The organism is Stenotrophomonas sp. YJH_SMC_32 (assembly GCF_059369975.1).
Genome location: NZ_JCAFTE010000001.1, coordinates 737,561 through 760,923, shown reverse-complemented (window position 1 = coordinate 760,923; position 23,363 = coordinate 737,561). Strand labels below are relative to the sequence as shown.

20 protein-coding genes and 1 tRNA gene are annotated in these 23,363 nt (G+C 67.4%); 16 read left to right on the top strand and 5 right to left on the bottom strand.

What is annotated here, in order from left to right; genetic code table 11:
- The 4 genes from AC5P7S_RS03460 to gmk form a co-directional block, all read right to left on the bottom strand.
- Nucleotides 1–387, bottom strand: coding sequence for a RidA family protein (locus AC5P7S_RS03460; protein ID WP_005418954.1), 387 nt, complete (start codon nucleotides 385–387; stop codon nucleotides 1–3).
- A gap of 168 nt (nucleotides 388–555) precedes the next feature.
- Entirely contained in the window at nucleotides 556–2,718 is a 2,163-nt protein-coding gene (locus tag AC5P7S_RS03455; protein ID WP_005418955.1) for a RelA/SpoT family protein, read from the bottom strand.
- A gap of 106 nt (nucleotides 2,719–2,824) precedes the next feature.
- The gene (rpoZ, locus tag AC5P7S_RS03450; protein WP_005410877.1) at nucleotides 2,825–3,124 is read right to left on the bottom strand and encodes a DNA-directed RNA polymerase subunit omega; all 300 of its coding nucleotides are present in this window, start codon (nucleotides 3,122–3,124) and stop codon (nucleotides 2,825–2,827) included.
- Nucleotides 3,125–3,234: 110 nt separating this feature from the next.
- Complete coding sequence (gene gmk / locus AC5P7S_RS03445) at nucleotides 3,235–3,900, bottom strand: guanylate kinase (RefSeq protein ID WP_005410878.1); 666 nt, start codon at nucleotides 3,898–3,900, stop codon at nucleotides 3,235–3,237.
- 290 nt (nucleotides 3,901–4,190) lie between these two features.
- On the opposite strand from gmk, the gene fdnG reads away from it, so the two are divergent.
- From fdnG to selD, 9 genes are all read left to right on the top strand, one after another.
- Nucleotides 4,191–7,259, top strand: a complete 3,069-nt coding sequence (fdnG, locus tag AC5P7S_RS03440; RefSeq protein ID WP_141239396.1) for a formate dehydrogenase-N subunit alpha — start codon at nucleotides 4,191–4,193, stop codon at nucleotides 7,257–7,259.
- A 10-nt stretch (nucleotides 7,260–7,269) separates the two neighbouring features.
- Nucleotides 7,270–8,187, top strand: a complete 918-nt coding sequence (fdxH, locus tag AC5P7S_RS03435; RefSeq protein WP_495213595.1) for a formate dehydrogenase subunit beta — start codon at nucleotides 7,270–7,272, stop codon at nucleotides 8,185–8,187.
- Nucleotides 8,184–8,831, top strand: a complete 648-nt coding sequence (locus tag AC5P7S_RS03430) for a formate dehydrogenase subunit gamma (protein WP_095379062.1) — start codon at nucleotides 8,184–8,186, stop codon at nucleotides 8,829–8,831. Before fdxH ends, AC5P7S_RS03430 begins: the two co-directional genes overlap by 4 nt.
- Nucleotides 8,832–9,101: 270 nt before the next feature.
- The gene (locus tag AC5P7S_RS03425; protein ID WP_134955450.1) at nucleotides 9,102–9,317 is read left to right on the top strand and encodes a hypothetical protein; all 216 of its coding nucleotides are present in this window, start codon (nucleotides 9,102–9,104) and stop codon (nucleotides 9,315–9,317) included.
- On the top strand, nucleotides 9,298–10,281 hold the full coding sequence (gene fdhE, locus AC5P7S_RS03420) for a formate dehydrogenase accessory protein FdhE (RefSeq protein WP_095379059.1): 984 nt from the start codon (nucleotides 9,298–9,300) through the stop codon (nucleotides 10,279–10,281). Before AC5P7S_RS03425 ends, fdhE begins: the two co-directional genes overlap by 20 nt.
- A 3-nt stretch (nucleotides 10,282–10,284) precedes the next feature.
- The gene (gene selA, locus AC5P7S_RS03415) at nucleotides 10,285–11,709 is read left to right on the top strand and encodes an L-seryl-tRNA(Sec) selenium transferase (RefSeq protein ID WP_095379057.1); all 1,425 of its coding nucleotides are present in this window, start codon (nucleotides 10,285–10,287) and stop codon (nucleotides 11,707–11,709) included.
- Nucleotides 11,706–13,637, top strand: coding sequence for a selenocysteine-specific translation elongation factor (gene selB / locus AC5P7S_RS03410; RefSeq protein WP_095379085.1), 1,932 nt, complete (start codon nucleotides 11,706–11,708; stop codon nucleotides 13,635–13,637). The genes selA and selB overlap by 4 nt, the downstream gene beginning before the upstream one ends.
- A 24-nt stretch (nucleotides 13,638–13,661) precedes the next feature.
- Nucleotides 13,662–13,757 (top strand) — tRNA-Sec (locus AC5P7S_RS03405).
- A gap of 26 nt (nucleotides 13,758–13,783) precedes the next feature.
- Nucleotides 13,784–14,863 (top strand): selenide, water dikinase SelD, encoded by a 1,080-nt coding sequence (gene selD, locus AC5P7S_RS03400; protein ID WP_095379054.1) that lies wholly within the window; start codon nucleotides 13,784–13,786, stop codon nucleotides 14,861–14,863.
- 57 nt (nucleotides 14,864–14,920) lie between these two features.
- Here the strand turns inward: selD and AC5P7S_RS03395 are convergent, their stop codons facing one another.
- Nucleotides 14,921–15,781, bottom strand: coding sequence for a YicC/YloC family endoribonuclease (locus AC5P7S_RS03395; RefSeq protein ID WP_005418965.1), 861 nt, complete (start codon nucleotides 15,779–15,781; stop codon nucleotides 14,921–14,923).
- 124 nt (nucleotides 15,782–15,905) lie between these two features.
- Here AC5P7S_RS03395 and rph point away from each other — a divergent pair, with 124 nt between their 5' ends.
- The 7 genes from rph to pepQ all read left to right on the top strand — a co-directional run bounded on the left by rph (nucleotide 15,906) and on the right by pepQ (nucleotide 23,152).
- Nucleotides 15,906–16,631 carry a ribonuclease PH gene (rph, locus tag AC5P7S_RS03390; RefSeq protein WP_014648280.1) on the top strand — a complete coding sequence of 242 codons (726 nt, stop codon included), beginning with the start codon at nucleotides 15,906–15,908 and terminating at the stop codon, nucleotides 16,629–16,631.
- Entirely contained in the window at nucleotides 16,628–17,017 is a 390-nt protein-coding gene (locus tag AC5P7S_RS03385) for a VOC family protein (protein ID WP_095379051.1), read from the top strand. The genes rph and AC5P7S_RS03385 overlap by 4 nt, the downstream gene beginning before the upstream one ends.
- Nucleotides 17,014–17,610, top strand: a complete 597-nt coding sequence (gene rdgB, locus AC5P7S_RS03380) for an RdgB/HAM1 family non-canonical purine NTP pyrophosphatase (RefSeq protein ID WP_005418971.1) — start codon at nucleotides 17,014–17,016, stop codon at nucleotides 17,608–17,610. Before AC5P7S_RS03385 ends, rdgB begins: the two co-directional genes overlap by 4 nt.
- 56 nt (nucleotides 17,611–17,666) lie before the next feature.
- The gene (gene hemW, locus AC5P7S_RS03375) at nucleotides 17,667–18,893 is read left to right on the top strand and encodes a radical SAM family heme chaperone HemW (RefSeq protein ID WP_095379048.1); all 1,227 of its coding nucleotides are present in this window, start codon (nucleotides 17,667–17,669) and stop codon (nucleotides 18,891–18,893) included.
- A gap of 201 nt (nucleotides 18,894–19,094) precedes the next feature.
- Nucleotides 19,095–21,374, top strand: coding sequence for a DUF1631 family protein (locus AC5P7S_RS03370; protein ID WP_095379046.1), 2,280 nt, complete (start codon nucleotides 19,095–19,097; stop codon nucleotides 21,372–21,374).
- Entirely contained in the window at nucleotides 21,371–21,745 is a 375-nt protein-coding gene (locus tag AC5P7S_RS03365) for a PilZ domain-containing protein (protein ID WP_005418979.1), read from the top strand. The genes AC5P7S_RS03370 and AC5P7S_RS03365 overlap by 4 nt, the downstream gene beginning before the upstream one ends.
- Nucleotides 21,746–21,820: 75 nt before the next feature.
- The gene (gene pepQ, locus AC5P7S_RS03360; RefSeq protein ID WP_005418990.1) at nucleotides 21,821–23,152 is read left to right on the top strand and encodes a Xaa-Pro dipeptidase; all 1,332 of its coding nucleotides are present in this window, start codon (nucleotides 21,821–21,823) and stop codon (nucleotides 23,150–23,152) included.
- The last annotated feature ends 211 nt before the right edge of the window (nucleotides 23,153–23,363 follow it).

The window sequence follows — 23,363 nt, the reverse complement described above, 5'->3', positions numbered from 1 at the left end:
TCAGTCGATGACCATCACCGCGTCGACCTCGAAGCTGGCGCCCTTCGGCAGGCCGGAGACTTCGATGGTGGAACGGGCCGGGTACGGGGCCTGGAAGTAGTCCTGCATGACCGCGTTGACCTTGGCGAACTCGCCCAGGTCGGTCAGGTACAGGCCCAGGCGCACGACCTTGTCCAGCGAGCCACCCGCCGCTTCGGCCACGGCCTTGAGGTTGTCGAAGGCGCGGCGGGCCTGTGCTTCGACGTCACCGGCGCCGACGATGTCGCCGGTGGCCGGGTCAAGCGGGATCTGGCCGGAGAAGTACACGGTGTTGCCGGCGCGCACGGCCTGCGAGTACGGGCCGATGGCGGCGGGGGCCTTTTCGGTGTTGATGATCTGGCGGGACATGGGTCGCTCCGGTGCTTGGGGGAAAACAGAGCGGTGATTGTACCGGCTGGGCGCGGCATCGGCCGGGGTCGGATCCGTTTCCTGGCGGGAAACGGCTCTGACCCCGTGCATGATGGGGTCAGAGCCCTCTCCGTTGGAGAGGGATCCGACCCCGGATCCGAAGCAGGGTTATTGGCGGCGTACCGATTGCACGACCGACAGGCGGCGCAGGCGGCGCATCACTTCTGCCAGGTGGTTGCGGTCGCGCACCTGGATGTTGAACGCCAGCACGGCGGCGTTGAAGTCGCGGTCCAGGTAGTCCACGCGTTCGATGTTGGAATGGCTCTGTGCGATGGCGGCGGCCAGCTGCGCCAGCACGCCGGTGCCGTTCTCCACTTCCACCACCAGCGAGGTGTCGTAGTCGCCGGAGACGGTGGTGTCCCAGCCAATCGGCACCCAGCGCTCGGGCGACTTGCGCAGCTCGGCCAGGTTCGGGCAGTCCATGCGGTGCACCACGATGCCCTTGCCGGCGGTGTGGTAGCCCATGATCTCGTCGCCGGGAATCGGCTGGCAGCAGCCGGCGAAGGTGACCACGCCGCGCTCGCTGCCGTTGATCAGGATCTTCTCCTGCGAGTGGTGGCGCGAATGCGGGCCGCCACGCAGTTCGGCGTAGGCCATCAGCGCCTGCGCGGCCTGAGTCGGCATCCAGTTGCCCAGTGCGACCTCGGCCAGCAGCGCTTCCAGGCGCGGGAACCGGTGTTCGGCCAGGAACGCATCCAGGCGGCCTTTCGGCAGGCGCTCCAGCGACGAATCCATCGCTTCCAGCGCGCGGTCGAGCATGCGATGGCCGAGCTGCACGGCATCTTCGTGCTCCAGCTGCTTGAGCTGGTGGCGGATAGCGGTGCGTGCCTTGCTGGTCACCACGAATTCCAGCCACTGCGGTTTCGGCGTGGCCGAGCGCGCGGTGATGATCTCCACCGACTGGCCCGACACCAGCTTGGTGCGCAGCGGCACCAGTTTCTTGTCCACGCGCGAAGCCACCGCCATGTTGCCCACGTCGGTATGCACGGCGTAGGCGAAATCGAGCGCGGTGGAGTTGCGCGGCAGGGCCAGGATCTTGCCCTTCGGGGTGAACAGGTAGACCTCGTCAGGGAACAGGTCGACCTTGACGTTGTCGAGGAATTCCAGCGAGGAACCGGCGGCGCGCTGCGAGTCGATCAGCTCGACGATCCACGCATGGGCACGGCTCTGTGCGCTGTTGGGCGAATCGCCGCCGAACTTGTAGGTCCAGTGCGCGGCCACGCCGCGTTCGGCGATCAGGTCCATTTCCTCGGTACGGATCTGCACTTCGATCGGCGAGCCATACGGCCCGAACAACACCGTGTGCAGCGACTGGTAACCGTTGGCCTTGGGAATGGCGATGAAATCGCGGAAGCGCCCATCCAGTGGCTTGAAGGTGGCGTGCACCGAGCCCAGCGCGTGGTAGCAGCTGGGCACGCTGCGCACGACCAGGCGGAAGCCGAACACATCCATCACCTGGTCGAAGGATTTATTCTCGTCGCGCATCTTGTTGTAGATGCTCCACGGGGTCTTGATGCGGCTGATCAGCCGATGCTCGATGCCCTCCTTGGCCAGGCGCTGCGACAGCTGCACTTCCACCTGCGCCATCGCTTCGCGGCGCACCACCGGCTGGCTGCGGATGTGTTTTTCGATGATGGCGTGGCGCCATGGGTAGAGCGCCTTGAACCCCAGGTTCTGCAGCTCGCTCTTGACCAGGCTCATGCCCAGGCGCTGGGCGATGGGCGCGTAGATCTCCAGCGTCTCGCGGGCGATGCGGCCACGCGCTTCGCGGCTCTGCGCGCCCAGCGTGCGCATGTTGTGCAGGCGGTCGGCCAGCTTGATCATGATCACGCGCAGGTCGCGCGACATCGCCAGCAGCATCTTGCGGAAGCTCTCGGCGGCCGCCTCCTGGCGGTCACGGAACTTCAGCTTGTCCAGCTTGGTGACACCGTCGACCAGTTCGGCCACGGCTTCGCCGAACTCGGCGGCCAGCGCTTCGCGGGTCAGCGGGGTGTCTTCGATGGTGTCGTGCAGGATCGCGGCGATCAGCGCTTCCACGTCCAGGCCGAGTTCGGCCAGCACCTGGGCCACGGCCACCGGATGGGTGATATAGGGCTCGCCCGACTTGCGCGTCTGCCCAGCGTGCGCGGAGGCCCCGACTTCCCAGGCACGGCGCAACAGCGGCAGCTGTTCCGGCGGCAGGTAATGGGCGGCGCGTTCGAGCTGGAGGACGTAGTCGGGTACGGCGGCAGTGGGGGCTGCGGCGACCTTGGCAGTGGGGCCTGGGTTCATGCCCGAAGCCTATTCCAGCGCGACGTTTACGGCAAATCCTGAATGCGAAACAGCCCGCACGGGGCGGGCTGTTCGGTGTATCCAACGATTACGTTGATCGATGCGATCAATCGTCGTTCTTGGACATGTCTTCGTCGGCGACCACTTCGGCGGCAGCCCACTCCAGCGCTTCGCGCTCGGCGCGCTCACGCTCGGCCTTCTCGACTTCGTCGATCAGGGCGTTGTCGATCTTGCGGGCGGCGATTTCGCGCAGCGCCAGCACGGTCGGCTTGTCCTCGGTCTCGCTGTTGTCCAGCGTGGCCTGCACGCCGTTGGCGAGCTGACGGGCACGCTTGGAAGCCATCATGACCAGTTCGAAACGGTTGTTAACGACTTCCAGGCAATCTTCTACGGTGATGCGGGCCATACGGGCTCCCGGCGACCGGTCGGCCGCTCAGTCGAATGAGGGAAAGGGGACGGAGTGTACTGGCAGGGGCTGGACAAAATCAAGCCAACCCCTACCCGATTCTTTTGGAATCAGTCAGTTGCACCCGGATCGGGGGTCAGCAGCGCCTGGATCAGGCCGGCGTGGCGGACCTTCTGGGCCTCCCGGCGCAGGCGGCTGGCAGTGAAGATGGCGCACAGCTCGTCCACGGCAGTGTCGAACACCTCGTTGACGATGACGTAGTCGAACTCGTTGAAGTGCAGCATTTCATCGCGGGCCGCGCCCAGGCGCTGGGCGATGACCGCCTCGCTGTCCTGGCCGCGCTTGCGCATGCGGTCCTGCAAGGCCTGCTTGGACGGCGGCAGGATGAACACGGTGACCGTGCCCGGCACCAGCTGGCGCACCTGCTGCGCGCCCTGCCAGTCGATCTCCAGCAGCACATCCTGGCCGGCGGCCAGCTGCGGCTCCACCGACTGCCGGGCCGTGCCCTTCCAGTCGCCGTGCACCCAGGCGTGCTCGAAGAAGTCGCCGGCGGCGATCATCTGCTCGAACTTCTCGGCACTGACGAAGTGGTAATGCTGGCCGTTCACCTCACCGGGGCGCATCGCGCGCGAGGTGAAGGAGATCGACAGGGCGATCTGCGGGTCACGGGCCAGGGTGGCATTGACGATGCTGCTCTTGCCGGCGCCGGACGGGGCGGCCACGATGTACAGCGTGCCGCGCGCAACGGCGTCCGACGGCTTCGACGGGGCGCTCATGCGCGGAACCCAATTGGTTGATTTCGCAAAATTTTTCCTCGGTGTTCCAGATCCGGCGCGGAGGATCGCGCCAGGACGGCGGGGGCTGCGCGGAACATCCTGGAACCAGGCCCGGCAGACGCTTCCCCAGGGGGCGGGCACGCAACTTTACCAGAGCAGGCCCTTTCCGGGCCCGTCCGGCAGGCGCCGCGCCTTGTGCCACATGGGCATCCGGGGGCCTGTGCTATAACCGGCCCGTACCCAACGACAGCCCGGAGGCCTGCGCCTCCCCGCCATCCCAGGAGAACGGCATGCCATCGATGAGCCGCCGCCAGTTCCTGAAAGTGACCGGGACAACCCTGGTCGGCTCCAGCCTGGCACTGATGGGCTTCGCGCCCGGCATCGCGCTCGCGGAGGTCAGGCAATACAAGCTGACCCGCGCGACCGAGACCCGCAACACCTGTACCTACTGTTCGGTGGCCTGCGGCATCCTGATGTACAGCCTCGGCGATGGCGCCAAGAACGCCGAGCCGAGCATCTTCCACATCGAGGGCGACCCGGACCATCCGGTCAACCGCGGCACGCTGTGCCCGAAGGGTGCCGGCCTGGCCGACATCATCCACAGCAAGTCGCGCCTGCTCTACCCCGAGTACCGCGCGCCGGGCTCGAACGAGTGGAAGCGGCTGAGCTGGGACGATGCGCTGGACCGCATCGCGCGGCTGATGAAGGAAGACCGCGATGCCAACTTCGTGCAGAAGAACGAAGCCGGGCAGACGGTCAACCGCTGGCTGACCACTGGCATGCTGGCGGCCTCGGCCACCAGCAATGAAACCGCGGTGCTGACCCACAAGGTCGTCCGCTCCCTCGGCATGCTGGCATTCGACAACCAGGCACGTGTCTGACACGGCCCGACGGTGGCAGGTCTTGCCCCGACGCTAGGCCGTGGTGCGATGACGAATCACTGGGTCGACATCAAGAATGCCGACCTGATCCTGATCATGGGTGGCAACGCCGCCGAGGCGCATCCGTGCGGGTTCAAATGGGTGACCGAGGCCAAGGCCCACAACAAGGCCCGGCTGATCGTGGTCGATCCGCGCTTCAACCGCTCGGCCGCGGTTGCCGATGTGTACGCGCCGATCCGCACCGGTACCGACATCGTGTTCCTGGGCGGCCTGATCAACTACCTGCTGACCGAGGACCGCATCCAGCACGAGTACGTGCTGAACTACACCGACATGTCGTTCCTGGTGAAGGACGAGTTCGCCTTCAAGGACGGCCTGTATTCGGGCTACAACGAAGAAAAGCGCAGCTACGACCGTTCCAGCTGGGACTATGCCTACGGTGACGATGGATTCGTGCGCAGCGACCCGACGCTGAAGGATCCGCGCTGCGTCTACAACCTGCTGAAACAACACTACGCGCGTTACACCGTGGAGATGGTCGAGCGCATCTGCGGCACGCCGGCCGACAGCATCCGCCAGGTGTGGGACATGATCGCGTCCACCGCCGGCAAGGACAAGGCGATGACCATCCTGTACGCGCTGGGCTGGACGCAGCACTCGATCGGCGCACAGAACGTGCGTGCCGGCACCATGGTGCAGCTGCTGCTGGGCAACATCGGCGTGGCCGGTGGCGGCATGAACGCGCTGCGCGGGCACTCCAACATCCAGGGCCTGACCGACATCGGCCTGATGTCCGACCTGCTGCCCGGCTACCTGACGCTGCCGAAACAGGATGAGCAGGACTACAACGCCTACATCGCCAAGCGCACGCAGAAGCCCCTGCGCGCCAACCAGATGTCGTTCTGGCAGAACTACCCGAAGTTCCACGTCAGCCTGATGAAATCGTGGTGGGGCGATGCCGCCACCGCCGACAACAACTGGTGCTTCGATTACCTGCCCAAGCTCGACAAGCCGTACGACATGCTGCAGGCGTACGAGCTGATGAACGAGGGCAAGATCCACGGCTACATCTGCCAGGGCTTCAATCCTCTGGCCTCGGCGCCGAACAAGGGCAAGCTGATCAGTGCGTTCTCCAAGCTGAAGTTCATGGTCAGCATGGATCCGCTGGAAACCGAGACCATCGCCTTCTGGCAGAACCACGGCGCACTGAACGACGTCGACCCGAGCACGATCCAGACCGAAGTGTTCCGCCTGCCCACCACTTCCTTCGCCGAGGAGAACGGCGCGGTGGTGAATTCCTCGCGCTGGCTGCAGTGGCACTGGAAGGGGGCCAACCCGCCGGGCGAAGCGCGCAGCGACATCGAGATCATGTCCGAGCTGTTCCATCGCATCAAAGCGATGTACGAGAAGGATGGCGGTGCGTGGTGGGAGCCGGTACGCGACCTGGCCTGGAAGTATTCCAACCCGGAGCTGCCGACGCCGGAAGAACTGGCGATGGAATACAACGGCAAGGCGCTGGCCGACGTGTTCGATCCGAAGGACCCGACCAAGCTGGTGCGCAAGGCCGGCGAGCAACTGGCCGCGTTCGGCGAGCTGCGCGACGATGGCAGCACGTCCTCCGGCTGCTGGATCTACATCGGCGCCTGGGGCCCGACCGGCAACATGATGGCGCGGCGTGACAACAGTGACCCGACAGGCATCGGCAACACGCTGGGCTGGGCCTGGGCGTGGCCGGCCAACCGCCGCGTGATGTACAACCGCGCCTCGTGCGACGTGGCTGGCCAACCGTTCGATCCACGCCGCACGCTGCTGGCCTGGAACGGCAAGAACTGGGGCAACGTGGACGTGCCGGACTTCAAGGCCGACGAAGATCCTGCCGGCGGGATGGGCCCGTTCATCATGAACCCGGAAGGCATCGCCCGCTTCTTCGCCAAGGCCGGCATGGCCGAAGGCCCATTCCCGGAGCACTACGAACCGTTCGATACCCCGCTGCGCAGCAATCCGCTCAGCCCCGGCCAGGCCCTGACGCTGAACAACCCCGCGGCACGCGTGTTCGCCAGCGACCGTGCACAGATCGGTTCGCCGGACGAGTTCCCGCATGTGGCCACCACCTACCGCCTGACCGAGCATTTCCACTTCTGGACCAAGCACGGCAAGCTCAACGCCATCATCCAGCCCGAGCAGTTCGTCGAGATCGGTGCGGCATTGGCCGACGAGCTGGGCATCACCAACGGCAGCCGCGTGCGCGTGAGTTCCAAGCGTGGCCATATCGAAGCCGTTGCGATGGTGACCAAGCGGATCAAGGCCCTGCAGATCGAAGGAAAGACCGTGCACCAGGTGGGCGTGCCGATCCACTGGGGCTTCCTCGGTGCGGCCAAGCCCGGATATATCGCCAATACGCTGACCAATGCCATCGGTGACGGCAACTCGCAGACGCCCGAATCGAAGTGCATCCTGGTCAAGGTCGAGAAGGTGTAGGAGAAACGCCATGTCACTGCAATCGCTGGACATCATCCGCCGCTCGGCCACCACCACGCCCTCACCGGAGGCGCGCGGTGCGCACACCGGCCAGGTCGCCAAGCTGATCGATGTGAGCAAGTGCATCGGCTGCAAGGCCTGCCAGGTCGCCTGCATGGAGTGGAACGACCTGCGCGACGAAGTGGGCAGCTGCGTTGGCAGCTATGACAACCCGCCCGATCTGAGCGAACAGTCGTGGACGGTGATGAAGTTCCGCGAGTACGAGGACGAAAAGGGCAAGCTGGAGTGGCTGATCCGCAAGGAGGGCTGCATGCACTGCAGCGACCCGGGCTGCCTGAAGGCCTGCCCGTCGCCCGGCGCGATCATCCAGTATGCCAACGGCATCGTCGACTTCCAGGAAGAGAACTGCATCGGCTGCGGCTACTGCGTGACCGGCTGCCCGTTCGACGTACCGCGCATCTCCAAGAAGGACCACAAGGCCTACAAGTGCACGCTGTGTTCGGACCGGGTGGCGGTCGGCCAGGAGCCGGCCTGCGTGAAGACCTGCCCGACCGGGGCGATCACCTTCGGCAGCAAACAGGCGATGACCGAGCATGTCGCCGGCCGCGTGGAAGATCTGAAATCGCGCGGCTACGAGAACGCCGGCCTGTACGACCCGCAGGGCGTCGGCGGTACCCACGTGATGTACGTGCTGCAGCATGTGGACAAGCCCGAGCTCTACGCCGACCTGCCCAAGGACCCGCGCATCAGCCCAATGGTGGAAGTCTGGAAGGGCGTAGCCAAGCCGCTGGGCGTGCTGGCGATCGCCGCCACGGCCTTTGCTGGGTTCCTGCATTACATCGGCATCGGCCGCAACACGGTCAATGACGAGGAAGAAGAAGAAGCCGAGCACGAGGCGAAGAAGATCGAAGAGGAGCAGCGGCCATGAAGTACGCCCCGCACCCGCGGCAGATCGTCCGCTACCGCGCGCCGACCCGCATCAATCACTGGATCGTGGCGATCTGCTTCGTGCTGACCGCGCTGTCCGGGCTGGCGTTGTTCCACCCTGCCCTGTTCCCGTTGACCCAGCTGTTCGGTGGCGGCCCGTGGACGCGCATCCTGCATCCGTTCATCGGCCTGGCCATGGTGGTGGGTTTCACATTGCTGGCGTTCCGCATGTGGCGCGACAATCTGCCGACCGCCGACGATCGCGCATGGATGCGCGGCATGCGCGATGTACTGCGCAACGAAGATGAGAAGCTGCCGCCGGTCGGTCGCTTCAATGCCGGCCAGAAGCTGCTGTTCTGGGCCATCATCGGCTGCCTGTCGGCACTGCTGCTGACCGGCTTCGTGATCTGGCGGCAGTATTTCAGTCATTTCTTCCCGATCGGAGTGATCCGCTTCTCGGTGCTGGCCCATGCGATGTTCGGCTGGGTGCTGGTCTGCGCGATCGTGGTGCACATCTATGCGGCGCTCTGGATCAAGGGATCGGTGCGGGCGATGACCCAGGGCAAGGTGACCTACGGGTGGGCGTACAAGCACCACCGACAGTGGTTCCGGGACATCCTGCGCGGGCGGCGGGAACAGGGGTAGCTGCAGGGCCTGCGGCCCTGCACCTGCTTCAAGCCAAGGCAACAGCAACAGCGGCTATCCGTGGGATGGCGGGGTGGATCCGGTTGCGGGAGACGCTGCAAGTACCCCTCCGGGGCCCGGCCCAGCCGCTGGCGGCTGTGCGTTCGGGCGCTTGCGAAGCAGTGCTTCGCAAGCAAAGCGCCCTCACCCATGTAAGCTCGGTCGCCGCATGCGGCTCACGCTCCCGCAACCGGACCCACCCCGCCTTCGACAGTTGGCCGCGATCTGTCGGTGGGTGCCGACCGTTGGTCGGCACTGATCGAATCCCGACCAACGCTCGGGATCCACTTTCAACCAACCGATGGGGTCAGAACCGTTTTCCTGTGGAAAACGGATCTGACCCCAACCTTTCAAATGGCCGGCAACACGCTGGACGCCAGCGCCGACAACAGCGAGGATGGAGCCTGGTTCTTCTGGCTGGCCCTGCATGGCGCAACGCATCCTTGAACCCGGTGAGATCGAGACGCTCGCCTCGCGCGATGTGCCGCGCATCATCCTGCCTGATACCGGGTCACTGTTCGCTACGCGCGCGGCACGCCTGCGCAGCCTGGCCGCGCACAGTGCCATCGGTGGCTACCTGCAGCTGCTGGCGGCGCTGGCCGATGCACAGCAGGCGCTGCTGGATGAGTTGACGCCGCAGCAACGCGAGGGGCTTCAGGCACAGGCGCGCGCGCAGCAGTCGAGCGCGGCGGCTAGCGCCGGCATGCCGTTGCGGCCGGCCAACACACTGCAACTGGATGGGCGCTGGCGCGACTGGCTGCGCACCCTGTGCCGGCACTGTGCCGACGAAACCGGGCTGCCTGTGGAAACCCGGCAGGAACTACAGCGCGTCGCCGCCGCTGATGATGCGTGGCTGGATGCACAGGCGCATGCGGTGCTGGAACGCGATGACGCGCCCTCGGTCGACGCCGTCGCTGCGCTGCTGGTGATGAACGCGCTGCAGGTGTACTGGGCGGTGCTCGCCGCCAGCTTCCATCCGACCGACCTGAAGCCGCTGGCCGATGCACCAGGGCTGTGCCCGCTCTGTGGCACGCTGCCGGTGGCCAGCGTGGTGCAGGCGCGCCCGCCCTACGCCGCCTATCGCTACCTGTCGTGCTCGCTGTGTGCCTGCCAGTGGCATTACGTGCGCGTGCAGTGCAGCCAGTGCGGCGCCGCAGGCAAGGACATTGCCTATCGCGCCCTGGCCGATGTGGACGGTGACCGCGGCGAGGCGGTGCGCGAGAGTGCGGTGCGCGCCGAGACCTGCGACCACTGCCACAGCTATCGCAAGATCCTGTACCTGGAGAAAGATCCGTCACTGGAGCCGATGGCCGATGACCTCGGCACGCTGGCGCTGGACCTGCTGCTGGCCGAGGAAGGCTATGCGCGCGCCAGCCAGAACCCGCTGCTGTGGCAATCCGACGGCGACTGACCTATGCCACGCACGCACGCCACGCCGGCATCGGCCGCCGCCCTGCCTTCGCTGGACCGGCTGCTGCGCCTGCCTGCGTTGTCGGCCATGATCGAACGCCACGGCCGCAGCCGCATCACCCAACTGCTGCGCGCGCACCTGCAGGAACTACGCGACCGTATCAGCGCCGCGCAGCTCTCGGCCGAACGCCTCGAACAGGCCATCAACGGCCCGTCGCTGGTCGCGGCGCTCGGCGCCGCACTGGCGGCCGACGCACGCCTGGAGCTGCAGCCGATGTTCAACCTGACCGGCACCGTGCTGCACACCAACCTGGGCCGCGCGCTGTTGCCCGATGCCGCCGTGCAGGCGGTCACCCGCGCAATGACAGCGCCGGTCGATCTGGAATTCGACATCATCCACGGCCGCCGCGGCGACCGCGATGCACGGGTGCAGGCGCTGGTCTGCGAACTGACCGGCGCCGAAGCCGCCACCGTGGTCAACAACAATGCGGCGGCGGTCCTGCTGCTGCTCAACAGCCTGGCCAACCGCCGCGAGGTGGTGGTGTCGCGCGGCGAACTGGTGGAGATCGGCGGTGCCTTCCGCATTCCCGATGTGATGCGCAGCGCCGGCGCGCGACTGCTGGAAGTGGGCACCACCAACCGTACCCACCCGGCCGACTTCGCCCATGCCATCGGCGCACGTACCGCGTTGCTGATGGAAGTGCATGCCAGCAACTACGCGATCACCGGCTTCACTGCCAAGGTCGACACTGCGGCGATGGCTGCGATCGCGCACGAGCACGGCCTGCCGCTGGTGGTGGACCTGGGCAGTGGCAGCCTGTGTGACCTGGCGGCCTTCGGCCTGCCGCACGAGCCGACCGTGCAGGAAACACTGGCGGCCGGTGCCGACCTGGTCTCATTCAGTGGCGACAAGCTGCTGGGCGGGCCACAGGCCGGCATCATCGCCGGCCGCGCCGACCTGATCGCGCGGATCAACCGCAATCCGCTCAAGCGGGCGCTGCGCATGGACAAGATGGGCCTGGCCGCACTGGAAGCCGTGCTGGCCCTGTACCGCGAACCGGAACGGCTGGCACTGCGGCTGCCGACCCTGCGCAGCCTTTCGCGCCTGCGGGATGACATCGATGAGCAGGCACACCGCCTGCTGCAGCCGATGCGCGCGTCGCTGACCGCCGGCTACGCGCTTGAACGGGCCTCGATGTACAGCCAGATCGGCAGCGGCGCGCAGCCGCAGGCGCAGCTGGCAAGCGCCGGACTGCGCGTTACCAGCGCGCGCCGCGGCGGGCTGGATCGCTTGGCCAAGCGCTTGCGCCAGCTGCCGCGGCCGGTGCTGGGCCGCATTGCCGATGACGCGCTGTGGCTGGACCTGCGCTGCCTGGAACCCACCGACGAAGCCGCCTTCCTCGCGCAATGGAGCACGCTGCAGGCATGATCGTCGGCACCGCCGGGCATATCGACCATGGCAAGACCAGCCTGGTGCGCGCACTGACCGGCATCGAAACCGATCGCCTGCAGGAAGAACGCACGCGCGGTATCTCCATCGAGCTGGGCTATGCCTATGTCCCGGTGGAAAGCACAGGCGGCGGGAGTGCCGAGGCGACGCTGGGCTTCGTCGATGCGCCGGGCCATGAACGCTTCGTGCACACGATGGTGGCCGGCGCCACCGGCATCGATGTCGCCCTGCTGGTGATCGCCGCCGACGACGGTGTAATGCCGCAGACCCGCGAGCACCTGGCAATCCTGCAACTGCTGGGCGTGGACCGCGGCGCGGTAGCCCTGACCAAGATCGACCGTGTGGACGCCGCGCGCATCGCCCGGGTCGAGATCGAGATCGCCGCGCTGCTGGCCGGAACGCCGCTGCAGGACTCCCCCGTATTCGCCTGCAACAGCACCGCACCCGACGATGCTGGCATCAACGCGCTGCGTACCCAGCTGCACGCGTGGGCGTCGGACAACGCCAACACGCGCCAGGCCGAACTGCGCAGCGAGCTGTTCCGCATGCCGGTGGACCGCGTGTTCTCGCTGGCCGGCCACGGCACGCTGGTGACCGGCGCAGTGCACGGCGGCATCGCTGCCGTGGGTGAGCATCTGCAGCTGATGCCGGCCGCCACTGACGTGCGCGTACGCAGCATCCACGCGCAGAACCAAGCCAGCGAACACGCCATGGCCGGGCAGCGCTGTGCGTTGAACCTGGCTGCCATCGCCCGCGACGACATCCACCGTGGCGACTGGATCGCCGACCCGCGCGCCCTGCTGGCGACCCGTCGCGTCGACGTACGCCTGCGGCTTTCCGCACTGGCAACACCGTTGCGCGACTGGGCGCCGCTGCACATCCACTGGGGCACGATGCACCGGCAGGCCCATGTGGTGCTGCTGGAGGACGTCGATCACGGCGACGGACAGTTGGTGCAACTGGTGTTCGATGCACCGGTCTGCGCGATGTGCGGTGATCGCTTCATCGCCCGTGATTCAGCGGCCATCCGCACGCTGGGTGGTGGCATCGTGCTCGATCCGGACCCGCCACAGCGGCGCCGGCGCAGCCAGGCACGGCTCGCCTGGCTGGGCGCACTGGAGCAGCTGGCCACAGGTGCGGGAATCGGCCCGCTGTTGCAGCAGGCTTCCTTCGGCATAGCCATGGCCGCCCTGCAACGCTACTGCCGGCGCGCGGCCGACCGGATCGATCTTCCTGCGGGCACGCGGCGCATCGTCACCCGCGAAGACACGGTGGTCATCCTTGCCTCGCACTGGCAGGCGCTTCGCGAACAGGTGATCACGTCGCTGCGCAGCTGGCACGAGCGACGTCCGGACGAGCCCGGTGTTGATAGCGGGCGCCTGCAGCGCAGTACGCTGCCCGCGCTTGCAGCGAGCCTGTGGAATGCCCTGCTGCAAGGCCTGCTGGACGACGGCAGCGTGCAGCGCGTGGGCGCCTGGTGGCGCCTGCCCGGCCATGACCATGCGCCACCGGAACGCGAACGACTTCTGCTCGAACGCGTGCTGCCGCAGCTGCACGCCGGTCGCTTCGATCCACCGTGGGTGCGCACGCTGGCCACCGACGTTGGTCTGGCCGAAGACGAGGTCCGCGCCGTCCTGCGCCGCGCTACCGCGCGTGGCGAACTGTTCCAGGTAGTGCCGGACCTGTTCTATGCACCGGCCCGCATTGCCGAGCTGGCCGCGATCGTCGCGCAGCTGTCGCAGGCCACCGGCACGGTGGATGCGGCCACCTTCCGCGATGCCATCGGCCTGGGCCGCAAGCGCAGCATCCAGATCTTGGAGTTCTTCAACCGCGTTGGCTACACTCGACGCGTCGGTGACCAGCATCGGCCGCGCGGCGACCTGCAGTGGAACGCAGCCCGCGACTGAGCCCACCGGTGCCGCCGTACTTTCGGAAGGCATGCGCATCCGGGCATGCGGCTGGGCTTCAAACCCAGTAGGGGGCGTCGATCGTTCCCTGGTAGGTTCGACTCCTGCTGCCTTCCGCCATTGGTGTTTCCGCAGGAGATGTCGGCATGGCCACGCACGCGCAGTCCCCCGCCCCTTCAACGGCCGATGCCCCGCAACGACTGACTTCGCTGGCACACGGCGGCGGCTGCGGCTGCAAGATCGCGCCGGGCGTGCTGTCCGAACTGCTGCGTGGCGTGCCAGCGCTTCCGGCACCGGCCGAACTGCTGGTCGGCCGCGAGACCAGCGACGACGCCGCGGTGTACCGCCTCGATGACCGCCAGGCAATCGTCGCCACCACCGATTTCTTCATGCCGATTGTCGACGACCCGTTCGACTTCGGCCGCATCGCCGCCACCAACGCGCTGTCGGACCTGTACGCGATGGGGGCACGACCATTGTTCGCGCTGGCCATCGTCGGCATGCCGATCAACACGCTGCCGCAGGAGACCATCCGCGGCATCCTGCAGGGCGGCGAGCGTGCCTGCGCCGATGCCGGCATCGTGGTCGCTGGAGGCCACAGCATCGATTCGGTGGAACCCATCTATGGCCTGGCCGCGATCGGCGTGCTCGACCCGCAGCGGCTCAGGCGCAATGCCGATGCCCGCGCCGGCGATGTGCTGGTGCTGGGCAAGCCGTTGGGCGTGGGCGTGTATTCGTCGGCGCTGAAGAAAGAAGTGCTGGACGCCGACGGCTACCAGCAGATGATCGCGTCGACCACCCGCCTGAACACCGTGGGCGTGCCCCTGGCCGCGCTGGACGGTGTGCACGCGATGACCGATGTCACCGGTTTCGGCCTGCTCGGCCACCTGCTGGAAGTGTGTCGCGCCAGTGGTGTCGCTGCGGAGGTGGACAGCGCACAGGTGCCGCTGCTGCCTCAGGCCCTGGAGCTGCTGCAGCGCGGCTGCTTGACCGGCGCGTCCAACCGCAACTGGGCCTCGTATGGTGCGGAGGTGCGTTTCGCCGATGGGTTGCCGGCACACTGGCAGCCGCTGCTGACCGACCCACAGACCAGCGGTGGGCTGCTGGTGTCCTGCGCCCCGGAAGCGGTGGATGCGGTGCTGGCCTGCTTCCACGACGCAGGGTTCGGCCAGGCAGCCGTCGTGGGGCGATTGAGCGCGGGCCTGCCGGGTGTCAGCGTCCGCTGAGACGCTGTAATGAGAAGGGCGCCCGAAGGCGCCCCGGCTGTAATGCTGGATGCAACATCACTCGATGTTCTGCACCTGTTCGCGGATCTGGTCGATCAGCACCTTCAGCTCCACCGCGGCATTGGACGTACGGCTGTCCACCGACTTCGAGCCCAGCGTATTGGCTTCGCGGTTGAACTCCTGCAGCAGGAAGTCCAGGCGGCGGCCGACCGGCTCGCGCTGCCTGAGCACGCGGCGGATCTCGACAATGTGGCTGCCGAGGCGATCCAGCTCCTCATCCACGTCCAGCTTCTGCAGCCACAGCACCAGTTCCTGCTCGGCGCGGCCGGGGTCGACCGGGTGCGGCAGGTCGGCCAGGCGTGCAGCCAGCTTGGCGCGCTGGCCGTCGCGAATGGCCGGAATCAAGGTGCGCACTTCGGTGGCGATGCGTTCGATGCCGTCCACGCGCTCACTGATGGCCGCCGACAACTTGCCGCCTTCGCGTTCACGCGCCTCGACGAACCCGTCCAGCACCTGGTCCAGCAGGGCCAGTGCCTCGGCCTGCAGGGCCGCGGCATCGGTGGCCTCGCCACGGGTCACGCCGGGCAGCTGCAGCAGCTCGGTGAAGCTGACCTGCAGGTTGGGGAAATCGGAGGTCAGCCGGTGCGCCAGGCGGCCGAGCTGGCCCAGCAGGGCCTCGTCCACCTGCAGGTTGGCCGCTGCTTCCGGCGCACGCAGGCGCATCACCAGATCCAGCTTGCCGCGGCTCAGGCGCGCAGCGATGCGCTCGCGCAGCTGCGGTTCCAGCGCCCGCAGTTCCTCGGGCAGGCGGGTGCCGACCTCCAGGAAGCGGTGGTTGACCGAGCGCAGCTCGCAGCCCAGCGTGCCCCACGGGGTGACCCGCTCGCCGCCGGCATAGGCGGTCATGCTTCGAATCATGGAATGTGTCCGGTGCGTGCAAAGGGGGAATGGTACCCTAGCGCCCTCACCAGAGCCCCCTTGCCCGCCCCGTGAAGGCCGCGGGCGTGGCGGCGTACTCCCTCGCCATTACGGAACCCGCACCATGTCCGACTCCCGCCCCAGCGGCCGCCAGCCCGACCAGCTCCGCCCGGTCGTCATCCAACGCGGCTTCACCCGCCACGCCGAAGGGTCGGTGCTGGTGTGCTTCGGTGAAACCCGCGTGCTGTGCACCGCCAGCGTCGAGAACCGCGTGCCGGGCTTCCTGCGCGGCAAGGGCGAAGGCTGGGTCACCGCCGAGTACGGCATGTTGCCGCGCGCCACCCATACCCGCAGTGATCGCGAAGCGGCCCGCGGCAAGCAGGGCGGCCGCACGCTGGAGATCCAGCGCCTGATCGGCCGCAGCCTGCGCGCGTGCGTGGACCGCAACGCGCTGGGCGAGCGCACCATCACCCTGGACTGCGACGTGCTGCAGGCCGACGGTGGCACCCGCACCGCCGCCATCACCGGCGCCTACGTGGCCCTGGTCGATGCGGTGAACGTGCTGATGAAGCGTGGCGACATCAAGCGCAACCCGGTCCTGGGCGCGGTGGCCGCGGTGTCGGTGGGCGTGTACCGCGGCACCCCGGTGCTGGACCTGGACTACGCCGAAGACAGCGACTGCGACACCGACATGAACGTGGTGATGAACGACGGTGGTGGCTTCATCGAACTGCAGGGCACCGCCGAAGGCCACGCCTTCCGTCGCGATGAACTGGACGCGCTGCTGGGCCTGGCCGAAAAGGGCGTGGCCGAGCTGCTGGCCGCGCAGCAGGCGGCGCTGTCGGCATGAACCGGCGCCTTGCCCTGACCACCCTGGTGGTGGCCGACTATGACGAAGCCATTGCCTGGTACACCGGCAAGCTCGGCTTCGTACTGCTGGAGGACATCGACCAGGGCCACAAGCGCTGGGTGGTGGTCGGCCCGACCGACGGCAGCGCCGCCGCCCTGCTGCTGGCCCGTGCCAGCGACGAGGCGCAGCGCAGCCGCATCGGCAACCAGACCGGTGGCCGCGTCGCCTTCTTCCTCAACACCGACGACTTCCACCGCGACCACGCGGCGATGCTTGCCGCGGGAGTCGAGTTCCTGGAAGCGCCGCGCGAAGAACCCTATGCAACGGTCGCGGTATTCCGCGATCTGTATGGCAACACCTGGGACCTGCTGGAGCCCCGTCAATGAAGAAACTGGTACTGGCCAGCCACAACGCCGGCAAGCTGGTGGAGATGCAGGAGATCCTCGCCGACCTGCCGCTGCAGATCACCTCGGCCGCCGAACTGGGCCTGGGCGACGTGGAAGAGACCGGCCTGACCTTCGTCGAGAATGCGCTGCTGAAGGCACGCGCGGCCTGCGAAGCGACCGGCCTGCCGGCACTGGCCGATGATTCGGGCCTGATCGTCGATGCACTCGGCGGCGCGCCCGGCCTGTACAGCGCGCGCTATGCCGGCCACCCGACCAACGCGGCGGCCAACAACGCCAAGCTGCTGGACGCGATGGCCGACATTCCCGACGGCCAGCGCAGCGCCCGCTTCTATGCGGTGATCGTGCTGCTGCGCCACGCCACCGACCCGCAGCCGTTGATCTGTGAAGGCCGCTGGGAAGGACAGATCATCCGCGAGCTGCGTGGCACGAATGGTTTTGGCTACAACCCGGTATTCCTGGACACCACCCACGGCCTGACCGCCGCGGAAATGGAGCCGGCACTGAAGAATGCCATCAGCCACCGTGCCATTGCCCTGCACCAGCTCAAGCAGCAGCTGGCGACGCTGTACTGACGCCACCCGATCGAACCAGGGAAGCCGGCCAGTGGCCGGCACTACCGAACAAGCCCATGCCGCACGACCACGACCACTGCAACCACCTGCCGGGCGAAGCCTGCTCCGCTGACCACGACAGCCCGCCGCGACTGGTGCCACCACCGCTGTCGCTGTACGTGCACCTGCCGTGGTGCGTGCGCAAATGCCCCTACTGCGATTTCAATTCGCACCAGGCCAAGGGCGAGCTGCCGTTCGACGCCTACATCGACGCGCTGCTGCGTGACCTGGACCAGGACCTGCCGCTGGTCTGGGGCCGGGTGGTGCACAGCGTGTTCTTCGGCGGCGGCACGCCCAGCCTGTTCCCGCCGGAAGCGATCGACCGTTTCCTGCAGCAGGCCAGCGCACGCCTGCGCTTCGCGCCCAATGCCGAAATCACCCTGGAAACCAACCCGGGCACCGCCGAGCATGGCCGCTTCGACCGCTACCGCGCGGCCGGCGTGAACCGCCTCAGCTTCGGCATCCAGAGTTTCGACGACTCCATGCTCAAGCGCCTGGGCCGCATCCACGACAGTGGCGAAGCCGAGCGCGCGGTGAAGATGGCGCAGGACGCGGGCTACGACAACTTCAACATCGACCTGATGTACGCGCTGCCGGAACAGACCCTGGCCGGTGCCGAGGCCGATCTGGAACGTGCATTTGCACTGCAACCGGCCCATATCTCGCACTACCAGCTGACCCTGGAACCGAACACGGTGTTCTTCGCGCGTCCGCCGCAGGGCATTCCCGATGAAGACAATGCCTGGGACATGCAGGAGCACTGCCAGGCGCTGCTGGCGCAGGCCGGTTTCAGCCAATACGAAGTCAGCGCCTACGCACGCCCCGGTCGGCAGAGTGCGCACAACCTGAACTACTGGCGTTTCGGCGATTACCTGGGCATCGGTGCTGGCGCGCACGGCAAGATCAGCTCGGGTGCCGAAGAACACGTGCTGCGCCGCTGGAAGCTGAAGCACCCGCAGGCCTACCTGGACAGCGCGGGCACCCCGGCCTCGTTCGGTGGTGACGACGTGATCGCGCCGGAGCGGCTGCCGTTCGAGTACATGCTCAACCTGCTGCGCCTGCACGAAGGTTTCGGCCTGCGCGATTTCGAGTCGCGTACCGGGCTGCCACGCAGCGTGCTGGACGCACCGCTGGCCGAGGCCGTCCAGCGCGGCTGGCTGGATGTGGCGGACGGCCACGTACAGCCAACCGAGCTGGGCCGCCGATTCACCAACGATGTGGTGAGCCTGTTCCTGGAGGAATAGACCTTGCGCCGTAGCGGGTAGTGCCGGCCGCTGGCCGGCACTCCGGTGGAGACAGCGCTGCCGGCCAGCGACCGGCACCACCGTTCATCCGTCGTCCCTCCCCAGCGGACGTGAGACACGTTCACCCTAAAGTAGCGCCGACTGCGGCCGACACGGTAGATTCACAAGATCGATCCGCGGGAATCCGGGTACCGCTCGCCGATGTCAGCTGTCTTTTCCATTACCTCTGCCGACAAAGCCCGCCTGGCCGCCAGCGACCTGCCACCGCGGGTGCGTGAGCTGCTGGGCGCGTTGATCGGCCTGTGCCGGCAGACGCTGGCCGCGCCGCTGATCCTGACCGTCGAAGCGTTGGAGCAGACGCTGCTGCACGACGCGGATCGCGCGCGCAATCCGCAGCTGCAGGCGGAGCTGATGGCCCAGCGCGGCCAGTTGCATGCCTTTTCCGGTCATTTCGCTGACCGCATGCTTGATGCCGTGGCCGATGCGCTGATACGGCTGCGCGAACCCACGGCCCACTTCAGCCCCGGTTCCACGCCGCCGCCGCAGCCCGGCATGCTCGGGCTGTCGCTGGTCGATGAACATGAAGTGGACCGCGACCTGCTGCTGACCGAGATGGTGCGGAGGGAGACGCTGCGTTCGACCAACACGCTGAACCTGCTGGGCCAACGCCTGGGCGTACTGGCGGCGGCACCGGCCTTCGAGGCCGACACCCTGCCGCTGGCACCACAGGCACTGTGCGCCATGCTGCGCCGGATTGCCGAACAGGATTCGCTCACTGTCGACGTTCAGCTGGCGCTGTACCGCAGCTTCGAACGCCAGGTGCTGGAACGCCTGGGCGACATCCTCGACCGTGCCAATGCCCTGTTGGCCCAGCATGGCGTGCTGCCCGGCCTGGTCTACACCCCCTATCTGGCGCGTTCATCGAGCACCCGGCGGATCATCACCCAGTCGGTGGGCGGTGGTCGCGCCACGCAGCCGGCAAAGCGTGCCGCCGCGCCACTGACCGGCTGGAACGGATCGGCACCGGCCGGCTCCTGGTCGAGCCTGGTGCAGGACGCTTTCCAGGATGACAGCACGGCCGGCGCGGCCTTGCCGGGCTTGACCACCTCCACGGGCAGCGCGCTGCATGCGCTGCTGCAGCAGGCACGCCATGCCAGCGCAGCACCTGCGGATCGCGATGCAGTGCCGAGCGCGGCCGTGGATGCGGTCCTCGCACGCTTGCAGGCGCAGTCCAGCGCCGCCACCGGCGTAGCCGACCTGCAGGCAGCCGTGGTGGCGCAACTGCGCAGCGAGCATGGCACGCAGGCCCAGCTGGGCAGCCACGACCGCGACAGCCTCGACCTGCTGCGCATGCTGATGCAGCAGGTGCAGCAGCAGCAGCGTCCGGACCCGGTGCCGGCCGCCCTGCTGGCGCGCCTGCAGGTGCCGCTGGCACGTGCGGCAATGGCCGACCCCGGCTTCTTCGTGCGCGACGAGCACCCCGCGCGCGAACTGCTCAACCAGATTGCCGAAGTCGGCGCCAACTGGCTGGCCGACGATGATGTCGACCCGCAGTTGCTGCAGCGCATGGCGCAGAGCGTGCAGGGCCTGCTGGGCCAGGATGCGCGGGCGCCGGAGGCCTTCGCCAGCGCGAACGAGGACGTGCAGCAGCATCAGCGTGCCGCAGCGCATCGCGCCGAGCTGGCCGAGCGCCGCCATGTGGAAGCTGCACGCGGCAAGGAGCGGCTGGAACTCGCGCGGCGACAGGCCAGTGCACAGATCGACCAGTGCTGCGACGCGCAGGAGCCGCCCCGCTTCGTGCAGACCCTGCTGCGTCAGGCCTGGGCCGATGCCCTCACCCTGACCCGCCTGCGCCACGGCGACGATTCACCGCAGTGGCAGGAACGCCTGCAGCAGACCCAACGCATTGCCACCATCACCGCGCAACCCGTTGATGCGCCCGGCGGCACCGATGCAACGCTTGCTGCCGAGGTCGAGGCCGCCCTGCTGCAGGTCGGCTACCACGCCGAGGAAGCCGCCGCCGTCGCACGCAGGCTGGCCACGCCTGGCGGCGAGGACGAGAGCACCTCGCGTACCGAACTCAGTGCCCGCCTGAAGGCGCGCGCGCGCCTGGGCGAGCACGCCTGTACGGCCGCCGGCACGACGCCCGCCACACCGCGCAGCAGTGCCGAGGAAGCCGCTTACCAGCAGCTGTCCTCCCTGCCCTTCGGCAGCTGGTTCGACATCGATACCGGCGATGGCACACTGCGCCGCCAGCGCCTGTCCTGGTACAGCCTGCTGACCGGCCACGCCCTGCTGGTCAATCCGCGCGGGCAGAAGATCGCCGATACCGACCTGGATACGCTGGCCCGGCAGATCAGTGCCGGCCAGGCGCAGCTGGTCACTGAGGACAAGGCCCGGCTGGTTGACCGTGCCTGGGAGGCCAGCCTTGGCGCATTGCGTGCACTGGCGGCCGGCCATACGCAGGAGACTTCCGCATGATCACCCAACCGCCGCAGGATACCCGCCGCGCGCCGCGCCGCCAGGTCTCGGACCTGGTACCGGTCACCGACCAGATGCGCGAAAGCGTGGTCGGCCGGCTCGGCAATATCTCCGAAACCGGCATGCTGATGCTGGCCAGCGCACCGTTGCGCGAGGATGCGCTGTACCAGTTGCGCTTCCCCTTGCCGCTGGGCGATGGCCGCCACCAGGACATCGACGTGGGCGTGCACCTGCTGTGGAGCGAACCCGCACACGCCCCCGGACAGAGCTGGACCGGCTTCCGCTTCCTCACCCTGTCGCGCGAGCATCGGCAGCTGCTGCGCCAGTGGGTGGGCGAAGACAGCGACGAGGGGCCGGTTTCGACGGCCTGAGTGCCGGTTCCAGCACAGCGGTTTTTCCCGCTATGCGGCAGAATCTAGGGCCGTTTTCCGTGTCGAGCCACCGCAATGATCCAGCAAGACCCCGGCGCCCTGTATCCCGACCACCTGGCCGTGCTGTGCCGACGTGCCGAACAGGCGCTGGCCCGCGGCGGCTTCGACCACCTGGTGGTGCCCAGCGGCACTCTGCACTACCAGGTGTTCGATGATCGCGACTACCCGTACGCGGTCAATCCGCAGTTCAAGGCCTGGCTGCCGCTGACCCGCGTGCCCAACAGCTGGATCGTGTTCAGCCCCGGCAAGCGCCCGGCGGTGATCTTCCACCAGCCCTTCGACTACTGGCACGTGGTGCCGGATGCCCCCAGCGGCTGGTGGGTGGATCACTTCGACATCCACATCATCCGCAAGCCGGAAGACGCGCTGGCGCTGCTGCCGGCCGATCCATCGCGCTGCGCGATCCTCGGCGAGCCGCAGAGCGCGCTGGGCAACTACGTACCGAACAACCCGGCGCCGGTGGTGAATTACCTGGAATGGCACCGCGGCAGCAAGACACCGTATGAGATCGCACTGATGCGCCAGGCCCAGGTGCTGGGCGTGCGCGGCCACCGCGCTGCGGAGGCCGCATTCCGCAATGGCGCCGACGAGTTCAGCATCCACATGGCGTACTGCCAGGCAGTCGGCCAGGATGCCAATGAGCTGCCGTACGGCAACATCGTGGCGCTGAATGAACATGCCGCTGTGCTGCATTACACCGAGCTGGGCCGCAAGGCACCGCAGCCGCTGCGCAGCTTCCTGATCGATGCCGGCGCCAGTGCCCACGGCTACGCCAGCGACATCACCCGTACCTACGCCGCGCAGGGCCACGACGAGTTTGCGGCGATGATCGCCGCCGTCGACGACGCCCAGCAGCGGATGTGCGCAGCGGTGCGCCCGGGCTTCGACTACAAGCAGCTGCACGTGGACGCACATCTTTCGCTGATGGGCGTACTGAAGGACTTCGGCGTGATCAAGGTCTCGCCGCAGACCGCGCTGGAGACCGGCGTCAGCGCCGCGTTCTTCCCGCATGGTATCGGCCACCTGATCGGCCTGCAGGTGCACGACGTGGCCGGTTTCGCGGCCAGCGACGAAGGCGGCCGCATCGAGCGCCCGGCGGGCCACCCGTACCTGCGCCTGACCCGCGTGCTGGAACCGGGCATGGTGGTGACCATCGAACCGGGCCTGTACTTCATCGACATGCTGTTGAACGAAGTGAAGGACGCCGGCCACGGCGATGCGATCAACTGGGACCGCGTGGACTTCTTCCGTCCGTATGGCGGCATCCGCATCGAAGACGAAGTGCTGTGCACTGATGGCGAGGCGGACAACCTGACGCGGCCGGCGTTTGCGGCGGCGAACGGCTGAGCCCCTCGTGGTTTGACGCTTGGAGCAAAAGCCGCGCTTGGTGGGGCGGGTGGGCCATGCAGGGGACGCTGCAAGTACGTCCCTGTAAGCTCGATGGCGCCATCCATGGCGCCAACGCCCCTGCATGGCCCACCCGCCCCACCTTTGACAGTTTCCTGCGCGCGTCCAACCACGGAGAAGAAAAAGAAAAGCAAAAGCGGGTCGCTTGCTG

Bases quoted from the DNA above. Each gene is read 5' to 3' on its own strand.
- AC5P7S_RS03460 (WP_005418954.1), bottom strand. From the start codon at position 387: ATGTCCCGCCAGATCATCAACACCGAAAAGGCCCCCGCCGCCATCGGC.
- AC5P7S_RS03455 (WP_005418955.1), bottom strand. From the start codon at position 2,718: ATGAACCCAGGCCCCACTGCCAAGGTCGCCGCAGCCCCCACTGCCGCC.
- rpoZ (WP_005410877.1), bottom strand. From the start codon at position 3,124: ATGGCCCGCATCACCGTAGAAGATTGCCTGGAAGTCGTTAACAACCGT.
- gmk (WP_005410878.1), bottom strand. From the start codon at position 3,900: ATGAGCGCCCCGTCGAAGCCGTCGGACGCCGTTGCGCGCGGCACGCTG.
- fdxH (WP_495213595.1), top strand. From the start codon at position 7,270: ATGTCACTGCAATCGCTGGACATCATCCGCCGCTCGGCCACCACCACG.
- AC5P7S_RS03430 (WP_095379062.1), top strand. From the start codon at position 8,184: ATGAAGTACGCCCCGCACCCGCGGCAGATCGTCCGCTACCGCGCGCCG.
- fdhE (WP_095379059.1), top strand. From the start codon at position 9,298: ATGGCGCAACGCATCCTTGAACCCGGTGAGATCGAGACGCTCGCCTCG.
- selA (WP_095379057.1), top strand. From the start codon at position 10,285: ATGCCACGCACGCACGCCACGCCGGCATCGGCCGCCGCCCTGCCTTCG.
- selB (WP_095379085.1), top strand. From the start codon at position 11,706: ATGATCGTCGGCACCGCCGGGCATATCGACCATGGCAAGACCAGCCTG.
- selD (WP_095379054.1), top strand. From the start codon at position 13,784: ATGGCCACGCACGCGCAGTCCCCCGCCCCTTCAACGGCCGATGCCCCG.
- AC5P7S_RS03395 (WP_005418965.1), bottom strand. From the start codon at position 15,781: ATGATTCGAAGCATGACCGCCTATGCCGGCGGCGAGCGGGTCACCCCG.
- rph (WP_014648280.1), top strand. From the start codon at position 15,906: ATGTCCGACTCCCGCCCCAGCGGCCGCCAGCCCGACCAGCTCCGCCCG.
- AC5P7S_RS03385 (WP_095379051.1), top strand. From the start codon at position 16,628: ATGAACCGGCGCCTTGCCCTGACCACCCTGGTGGTGGCCGACTATGAC.
- rdgB (WP_005418971.1), top strand. From the start codon at position 17,014: ATGAAGAAACTGGTACTGGCCAGCCACAACGCCGGCAAGCTGGTGGAG.
- hemW (WP_095379048.1), top strand. From the start codon at position 17,667: ATGCCGCACGACCACGACCACTGCAACCACCTGCCGGGCGAAGCCTGC.
- AC5P7S_RS03370 (WP_095379046.1), top strand. From the start codon at position 19,095: ATGTCAGCTGTCTTTTCCATTACCTCTGCCGACAAAGCCCGCCTGGCC.
- AC5P7S_RS03365 (WP_005418979.1), top strand. From the start codon at position 21,371: ATGATCACCCAACCGCCGCAGGATACCCGCCGCGCGCCGCGCCGCCAG.
- pepQ (WP_005418990.1), top strand. From the start codon at position 21,821: ATGATCCAGCAAGACCCCGGCGCCCTGTATCCCGACCACCTGGCCGTG.